Here is an 8,136-nt window from a genome sequence, read left to right as displayed (position 1 = left end):
CGTTTATTTAAAAAAAACTGTCGTTCGCGGATTTTTTCAACAAAATGTGTGTTTTTGTTTTTTTTTCACACAAAAACGGATGTCATCGACAGTAATTATTCCTAAACTAAAGTAGTATAAATGGATAAATGCGGGAAAAGGTTCAAATCTACTATGCAATTTAAAGAACAAAGAAAAGCTTCCCAGAAAAACCTTTCTTATCTTTTAGCTGAAAAAATCGGACAACAGATTTTGTCTGGTGAATATAAAACTGAAACCATCCTCCCTGGTGAAATAGAACTCGCTGAACAGTTCGACGTCAGCAGAACTTCTGTTCGCGAAGCGATAAAAATACTTGCAGCCAAGGGTATGCTATTACCTCGCCCACGTATTGGTACCCGCATCATGCCAACTATGCACTGGAATTTCCTTGATCAGGATTTATTAAAGTGGTGGATGAATCGTGATAATCTTAACCAGGTGATTGAACACTTCCATATAGTAAGATTGGCAATAGAACCACAAGCTTGCTTTCTTGCTGCGAAAAATGCCACACAAGAGCAAAAGAAGCAGCTTTTACAACTCATAGATGAAATGTATCTGTTGAAAGAAAATTTTAACCGGGAAAAATGGATAGATATTGATTACCAGTTTCACCACACCATTTATAAATCCTGTGGAAACCCATTTTTAGGTTCTTTTGCCAACTTATTTCGCCCCGTTTATCAGAACTATTTCGAAGCTATTATTTCCGACAAAGTTGTGCAACTGGAAGCTCATAAAACAATTGTTGATTCAATCATCAAAGGTGACAGTCGCAGAGCACTTCTCGCTTGCCAAAAGTTATTAACAGAGCATGAATGATCTTATATAGTAATGTGTTAGATTAATATCTAATCAAACATTGGTTAGATAAATACAGCAGGACGATTAATGGTAAAAACCGCTCGTAATATGGCGGGGCTACCCTGGATTGCTGCAATAGCTTTTTTTATGCAAGCTTTAGATGCAACAATTCTCAACACAGCATTACCCGCTATTGCTGAAAGCCTCGAACACTCACCTCTGGCGATGCAATCTGCTGTTGTCAGCTATACTCTGACTGTTGCTTTACTAATTCCAGTCAGTGGCTGGCTAGCAGATCGTTTTGGTACCCGCCGGGTATTTATTTTTGCTGTATCCTTATTTTCTTTAGGCTCCCTAGCCTGTGCTTTGTCAGGTAATTTGGCTTTTCTGGTTATTTCCCGTGTAATTCAGGGAATTGGTGGTGCAATGATGATGCCGGTTGCCCGTCTTGCTTTATTACGCGCATATCCACGCAGTGAACTTTTACCCGTTATGAATTTTGTCACCATGCCAGGATTAGTAGGGCCAATTCTTGGTCCTATGCTCGGTGGATTATTAGTCACTTATGCTACCTGGCATTGGATATTTATTATCAATATTCCAATTGGTTTATTGGGAATTATTTATGCTAAAAAGCATATGCCTAATTTCACAATGCCAAAGCGTTCATTCGACTTTTTCGGTTTCATACTTTTTGGACTGAGTTTAGTCATGGTTTCCGTTAGTTTGGATTTACTGGGAGAGAGTTCGTTACCAGGCTATATACCTCTCATAGTTATGGCCGGCGGTTTTATGATATTATTTGGCTACCTGATGCATGCCAGAAAACACCCTCAACCACTTATCAGTCTAAAGTTATTCCGTACTCGCACATTTTCTATCGGTATTATCGGTAATATTGCTACACGCCTGGGAACTGGGTGTATTCCTTTTCTGATGCCTCTGATGCTACAAGTTGGTTTTGGTTATTCAGCAATCCTTGCCGGGATGGCGATGGCACCAACAGCTATCGGTTCTGTTATAGCTAAATCTTTTGTTACTAATGTATTAACACGTTTCGGTTATCGTAAAACTCTGGTTAGCATAACAGTCATCATCGGATTAATAATTTCCCAATTTTCACTGCAATCACCAGAAATGTCCGTTGTTCTTTTAGTTATCCCACTTTTCTTATTAGGTATGGCCGTGTCCATTCAATTTACTTCGATGAATACTATTACTCTGGCTGATCTGACCGATAATAATGCCAGCTCAGGAAATAGTTTATTAGCGGTAACTCAGCAGTTGTCTATTAGTTTCGGTGTTGCAGCGAGTGCAGCTATTCTCCGTTTCTATGAGTCCATACCTGATGGAACAACCGTCGATAACTTCCACAACACTTTTATTACAGTGGGAATAATCACTTTACTCTCTTCTTCCACCTTCCTGTTATTACATAAGAAAGATGGAGATAATATGATCAAGAAGTAAGAAACAGAATACTTAAGAACGGGAAACTGAGTTACGTTCAATCAATGTTGGAGTTAATACTAACAACTTAGGATCACTCTCTGGGTTATCCATCCGATAAAGCAAAGTATCAACAGCCAGTTTTCCCAATTCATCTTTTGGCTGATGAATGGTTGTTAAAGGTGGGATCATATAAGGGGCCAGGTCGATATCATCATAACCAATGATAGAGATATCATCCGGCACGGAAAGCCCTGCTTGATAAAGAGCCTGATAAGCGCCAACAGCCATTGCATCATTGCCAGCAAAAACAGCTTCAGGTAGCTCTGGATGTTGCAGCAATTTTTGCATTGATTCAAAACCACCAGAAAATTCAAAATCACTATAAATTTCATATCCTTCAAGAATAACAAGACCAGCATCTGCCATTGCTTTTTTATATCCTTCCAACCGATGGCTAGCAGGCGTTTTATCTTGCGGACCTGCAATACAGGCTATTTTCTTAAAACCACAGCGGATGAGGTAATTGGTGGCCATCTCTCCTCCCAACAAGGAGTTGTCCTGAATAACATCGCTAACAATATCAAATGGAGACCAATCCATCATAACCATAGGTACAGGGGGATAACGGCGCAAAACATTACAAGAATTGTGCTGGTTCTCAGTACACATGATCAGCAGCCCATCTACTCGCTTTTGCAGCAACGTTTCCATGCTGTAATCCATCCGTTTAGCATCACCTTCTGTATTACACAAGACAAGGCTGTAACCACGTTCATAACAGCTTCTTTCAACCCCTCTTACAATTTCAGCATAAAAAGGGTTATTACTGGTTGTTACCAACATACCAATAGTTTTGGTCTGCTTGATTTTAAGACTTCGTGCAAGCGCCGATGGAGCATAATTTAGTTGCTCAATAGCATCATTAACTTTCTTTTTTACACCATCACTGACATAACGGTTATTGTTAATAACATGAGACACAGTTGAAGTGGAGACGCCTGCAAAACGGGCAACATCTTTCATTGTAGCCACAGTCAGTCCTGTTCAGTTAAAAATGCATCAATTTCATTTCGCCACGGGACAGAAGGCTGAGCTCCCTGACGGGTTACCGCTATTGCAGCAGCAGAGTGGGCAAACCGTACCGCAGATAACATTGTTTTTCCTTCCAGCAAAGCTGTCACGAACGCTCCATTGAAAGTATCTCCCGCCGCAATTGTATCTACAACTTTAACTTTAAATCCCGGAACAATTTCTCCTTTCTGACCTTTTTCACTCAACCATACGCCACGGCTACCCAATGTGATAATGACTGTTGCAATACCTTTATCATGCAATATCTGAGCCGCTTTTTCCGCACCTGAATCATCTTTTACTGTAATTCCAGTCAGGTATTCAGTTTCAGTTTCATTCGGAGTAATGATATCCACCAGCGAGAGCAATTGATCAGATAATTTTTGTGCCGGCGCCGGATTAAGTATTACCTTCGTATCATTTTGTTTAGCTATCTCTGCGGCAAGCTGTACAGTTTCCAATGGAGACTCTAGTTGCATTAATAACGCATCCGCCTCTTCAATAATATTTTGGTAGCGATAGAAATATTCCGGTGTCAGTGCAGCATTAGCCCCTGTATTGATACCAATAACATTTTCACCTTGCTGATTAACGAAAATCAGCGCTACACCGGTTGTTTCGCCTTCAATAACTTCAATGCCAGAAGTTTTAATATTATCCATTGCTAACTGCTGGCAGATACGAGAACCAATATCGTCCTCACCAACACAAGCAATAAATGCAATATCAGCACCACTGCGACCTGCTGCTACCGCCTGATTAGCACCTTTACCACCAAAAGCAATCTGGTATTGTTTCCCGATCACCGTTTCACCCGGACGAGGGAACGATTCAAGATTCAAAATATGGTCAGCATTAATGCTGCCAAGCACTGCAAGTTTTGCTGTACCCATTAAATCTATTCCTTTTCCATTATGCCGTTACCATCAATTAGCAACAGCACAGTAATACCGATTTATTTTTTAATAACCAGTTCCAGTTCTACAGGAATAACAGCATCAACTTTTTCACCTTTCAGCACCTTGTCTGCTGTCTGAATGCCAACGATACCAATCTGGTCAGGACGTTGAGCGATTGTCGCGCCTAATTTCCCACCTTGAACAGCTTTGATACCCTCTTCCGTGCCATCAAAGCCAACAACTAATACATCTCTTTTACCTGCTGTCTGTAAAGCACGCAGAGCCCCCAACGCCATCTCATCATTCTGAGCAAATACAGCTTGTATAACCGGATGAGCTGTCAATAGGTTCTGCATAACATTCAAACCCTTGGTACGGTCAAAATCAGCAGGCTGACTAGCCAGCACATTAAACTTATGTTCTTGTGCTGCTTTATTAAATCCGTCACCACGTTCACGGGCAGCAGAAGTACCTGTAATACCTTCTAACTGAATAATGTTGGCTTCATTCCCTAATTTTTCAGCAATAAAATCACCCGCTATTTTACCACCCAAGCGGTTATCAGAAGCAATATGGCTGACAACCGTACCTTTATTCGCTATCCGATCGAGAGTAATTACCGGAATTTTCGCACTGTTAGCTATGATAATGGCATTACCTACAGCATCAGAATCAGTTGGGTTAATCAGCATTAGTTTCGTACCACGTACCGTCAAATCCTGAACATTAGCTAATTCTTTCGCTGGGTTATCCTGGGAATCCAGCACAATTAGGCTATAACCCAATTTATCCGCCTCTTTTTGAGCACTCTCTTTCATAGCGACAAAAAATGGATTATTTAGTGTAGAAATGACTAACGCGATAGTATCTTTCGCTAACGCATTTACACTTATAGTCGCGCCTAGTGCAACAGCAGATAAAATTGTGACTAATTTCTTCATTCTCATTGTTTTATTTCCTGTAGGATGAGGTTATTTACCACTTTTGTTATCAACCAGAACGGCCAACAATATTACACTTGCTTTAACAATCATCTGGTAGTTAGAAGAAATACCTAATAAGTTTAAGCCATTATTTAAAAAACCGAGGATTAGCGCGCCAATCAAAGTCCCGGAAATTAATCCCTTACCACCAGCCAGACGGGTTCCGCCCAAAACGACAGCAGCAATAGCATCCAATTCATAGCCACTTCCCGCCATTGGTTGAGCAGAAGAAAGACGGGCCACTTCAATAATACTTGCTAATGCCGTCAGTAAACCGCATAAGGCGTAAACGATAATCTTGATTTTATCGACACTGATACCAGACAAACGGGTAGCCGATTCATTACCACCCAGAGCATAAATATAACGACCTAAACGGGTATGGTGCAGGAGATACCATGCAATAACAAAAACTATCAACATCAGCCATATTGGAGTAGGAATTCCTAATGGACGACCAATACCAAACCAGCCAAACAGATCCGCATTATTACTGAATCCTGTATTTATTGGGCTACCATCAGTGTAGACGCGGGTTATTCCACGAAGTAATAACATCATGACCAAAGTGGCAATAAAAGCCTGTACTTTACCTTTAGCAATGATTATTCCTGTACAAGCACCGATCGCAGCACCTAAAGCCAAAGCACCCACTACAGCCACCAGCGCATTAACTTCCATACCAACCAATGAAGCTGCTACTGCACCTGTCAATGCAAGCAATGAACCAACAGACAGATCAATACCCGATGTTAAAATAACCAATGTCATCCCAACTGCCATAATGGCATTGACTGATGTCTGTTGCAGAATATTAAACAAGTTATTTAACGTGAAAAAATTTGGGCTAAGAGAAGAAACTACGGCTATCAATACTAACAACGCAATCAATGACTTTTGCTTCAGTAACCACTCTTTAGTAAACCAACGCTTAGATGTCGGTGATATGTTCGAATTCATACTGAATTACTCCCGAATCGTTCCATATTGTTTACCAACAGCCGCCGCCATCAAAATTTCTTGAGTTGCCTGTTCAGCAAAAAATTCTCCGCTGATATGACCTTCATACATGACCAAAATACGATCACTCATTCCTATCACTTCCGGCATTTCAGAAGAGACAAGGATGATACTCAAGCCCTCTTTTTTGAACTGATTAATGAGTTTATAAATTTCTTTTTTTGCACCGACATCGACTCCCCGAGTCGGCTCATCCAAGATAAGAATTTTTGGTCTGGTCATTAATCCACGAGCAATTGCCACCTTTTGCTGATTACCTCCAGAAAGTAGGCCAATCGTCTGCTCCATTGAAGGTGTTTTGATATTAAATAACTTGATAAAGTCATTGACTGCCTGCTGCTCTTTTTTATGGTTCAGGCTACCTGATTTATTACTAAAATAACGTAAAGCGGTAAGAGACATATTCTCTTTAACTGACATATCCAAAACTAATCCATCACACTTCCGATCTTCTGAAATATAAACAATCCCACAAGCTAATCCGTCCTGAGGATTACGGGTTACAACAGGCGTCCCATCCAGAGTGATTTGTCCTTGAGTTTTTGGCAACGCACCATAAATAATTTTCATTAATTCAGTACGGCCAGCCCCCATTAACCCCGATATACCCAGAATTTCTCCGCTATAAAGGGAAAAGCTAACATTTGTCACACCGGGACCAGAAATTTGCTTAACTTCAAGCCGCTTCTTACCACGAGGAAAATTTAGGCGAGGATATTGCTCTTCCAGTTTTCGCCCAACCATCATTTCAATCAGAGTCTCTTCTTTTAACTGTTTTACCGGCTTTTCACCAATAAATTGTCCATCACGGAATACCGTAACATCATCGCAAATTTCAAAAATTTCTTTCAGACGATGAGAGATATAAACAATACCGCACCCCTGCGATGTCAGTTCACGTATTATGTTAAACAATGATTCAGTTTCTGTATCAGTCAGTGCATCAGTTGGTTCATCCATAATGATAACTTTGGATTCAAAACTCAGCACCTTAGCAATCTCAATCATTTGCTGATCACCGATAGAAAGTTCAGCTACTCGCCAGTGACTGCTGTAACTTAAATTCAACTTTTTCAAAAGGCGATCGGCTTCCTGATACATTTTTTTCCAATCAATAGCACCAAATTTATTAACGAATTCACGTCCCAAGAAAATATTTTCTGCAATAGTCAGTTGGGGAATAAGATTTAATTCTTGATGGATAATCCCAATACCCGCGTCCTGAGAAGATTTAGGATCAGAAAAAATCACTTCTTTTCCCAAATAATGAATTGTACCTGTGTCTTTGGTATATATTCCGGTCAACACTTTCATCATCGTGGATTTACCTGCACCATTCTCCCCTACCAATGCCATAACTTTACCCGGATAAACACGTAGTGCCGCGCCAGATAATGCTTTAACACCAGGAAAAGATTTACTAATTCCTTTTAGTTCCAGTGCAGGTCGCATAACCACCTCAGAAAGTCACACCAGCACAAAGGATGATATTGGCATAAGGAGAATTCTCTCCAGTACGAATCATCGCTCGGCTATATTTCATCTTCTCTTTCAATATATTATGACTGATATATTCCACAATAATTGAATTCCCTTGTTGTTCCTCCAGTTCCTTAATCTGAGATAATATTAATTTATGTATCAAAGGATTATAGATAATGATCTCCTCTGCTAAAAATGCAGCTTCAACCTGCATTTCCTGTGTCACGACATTAAGAACGGATATAAAACTAGGGATCCCCTGGGTTAGCGCTAAATCAATCCGCTGGGCTGAAGAAGGAATTGGTAACCCAATGTCACCAATTGTAATCTGGTCAGTGTGCCCCAGCCGAGAAATTACGGCTGAAATTTCAGAATTAAGTAATGCACCTTTTTTCATTTTTTTA

General features: G+C 40.3%; 8 protein-coding genes. 2 read left to right on the top strand and 6 right to left on the bottom strand.

What is annotated here, in order from left to right; genetic code table 11:
* Window positions 1-153 precede the first annotated feature (153 nt).
* Entirely contained in the window at window positions 154-843 is a 690-nt protein-coding gene (locus LGZ99_RS20260; protein ID WP_021325042.1) for a FadR/GntR family transcriptional regulator, read from the top strand.
* A 69-nt stretch (window positions 844-912) separates the two neighbouring features.
* The gene (gene mdtD / locus LGZ99_RS20255) at window positions 913-2,295 is read left to right on the top strand and encodes a multidrug transporter subunit MdtD (RefSeq protein ID WP_036841026.1); all 1,383 of its coding nucleotides are present in this window, start codon (window positions 913-915) and stop codon (window positions 2,293-2,295) included.
* A 12-nt stretch (window positions 2,296-2,307) separates the two neighbouring features.
* On the opposite strand, the gene rbsR is transcribed toward mdtD, so the two are convergent.
* The 6 genes from rbsR to rbsD all read right to left on the bottom strand — a co-directional run bounded on the left by rbsR (window position 2,308) and on the right by rbsD (window position 8,129).
* The gene (rbsR, locus tag LGZ99_RS20250) at window positions 2,308-3,309 is read right to left on the bottom strand and encodes a ribose operon transcriptional repressor RbsR (RefSeq protein WP_021325041.1); all 1,002 of its coding nucleotides are present in this window, start codon (window positions 3,307-3,309) and stop codon (window positions 2,308-2,310) included.
* 2 nt (window positions 3,310-3,311) lie between these two features.
* A complete protein-coding gene (gene rbsK / locus LGZ99_RS20245) occupies window positions 3,312-4,241 on the bottom strand; it encodes a ribokinase (RefSeq protein ID WP_262979505.1) in 930 nt (309 codons plus the stop codon).
* Window positions 4,242-4,303: 62 nt separating this feature from the next.
* Window positions 4,304-5,194: a ribose ABC transporter substrate-binding protein RbsB gene (gene rbsB, locus LGZ99_RS20240; protein ID WP_021325039.1), complete on the bottom strand. Its 891-nt coding sequence runs from the start codon at window positions 5,192-5,194 to the stop codon at window positions 4,304-4,306.
* A gap of 24 nt (window positions 5,195-5,218) precedes the next feature.
* Complete coding sequence (gene rbsC / locus LGZ99_RS20235; RefSeq protein WP_262979504.1) at window positions 5,219-6,190, bottom strand: ribose ABC transporter permease; 972 nt, start codon at window positions 6,188-6,190, stop codon at window positions 5,219-5,221.
* Window positions 6,191-6,196: 6 nt separating this feature from the next.
* Window positions 6,197-7,702: a ribose ABC transporter ATP-binding protein RbsA gene (gene rbsA, locus LGZ99_RS20230; RefSeq protein WP_262979503.1), complete on the bottom strand. Its 1,506-nt coding sequence runs from the start codon at window positions 7,700-7,702 to the stop codon at window positions 6,197-6,199.
* A gap of 7 nt (window positions 7,703-7,709) precedes the next feature.
* Entirely contained in the window at window positions 7,710-8,129 is a 420-nt protein-coding gene (gene rbsD, locus LGZ99_RS20225; protein ID WP_023044949.1) for a D-ribose pyranase, read from the bottom strand.
* Window positions 8,130-8,136 lie beyond the last annotated feature (7 nt).

The sequence above is a fragment of the Photorhabdus temperata genome (assembly GCF_025384845.1).
In the GTDB taxonomy this organism is placed as follows: Bacteria; Pseudomonadota; Gammaproteobacteria; order Enterobacterales; family Enterobacteriaceae; genus Photorhabdus; species Photorhabdus temperata.
The sequence above is the reverse complement of the archived record's forward strand: the minus strand, read 5'-3'. Positions and strand labels throughout refer to the sequence as shown.